At 50.0% G+C, this 618-nt stretch carries 1 protein-coding gene; it reads right to left on the bottom strand.

The annotated features are described in order from the left end of the window. Nucleotides 1–618: NADP-dependent oxidoreductase (locus tag R7Z50_RS28740; protein ID WP_318149915.1), on the bottom strand; the 618-nt coding region annotated here is incomplete at both ends.

Here is a 618-nt window from a genome sequence, read left to right as displayed (position 1 = left end):
CCACCTACGTTTTCGAAGTAAACATCGATACCTTGGTCACAGGCGTTTTTCAACTGCTCTGCAAAGTCGTCAGCTTTGTGATCGATACATTCATCGAAGCCAAGGACTTCTTTGGCGTAACGGCACTTTTCTTCTCCGCCTGCAATACCAACAACACGGCAACCTTTGATTTTGCCAATTTGACCAACAGTCGCGCCCACAGGGCCCGTCGCGGCCGCTACCACAATGGTTTCACCTGGTTTTGGCTGACCGATATCGAGCAAGCCCATATACGCGGTAAAGCCTGGCATGCCAGCAACACCTAGAGCGTATGATGGGTTTTGTGGTTCTTTGCCAAGTTTAATCACCATCTCACCAGTTGAGATGGCGTAGTCTTGCCAGCCAACAGTGTATGCAAGAACCCATTCACCCGCTTCATAATCTGGGTGGTTCGATGCTTCTACCTGACAAACTGTGCCAGCGATCATTACGTCATCAACCGCAACGGGATCGGCGTATGACTCGGCATCGCTCATGCGACCGCGCATGTATGGGTCGAGAGATAAATAAACGGTTCTCAGTAGCATCTCACCATCTTGAGGAGTCGGTTTCGCCACTTCTTCTAGACGAAAGTTTTCT

This window comes from Vibrio sp. 1249-1, assembly GCF_033340495.1.
The sequence above is the reverse complement of the archived record's forward strand: the minus strand, read 5'-3'. Positions and strand labels throughout refer to the sequence as shown.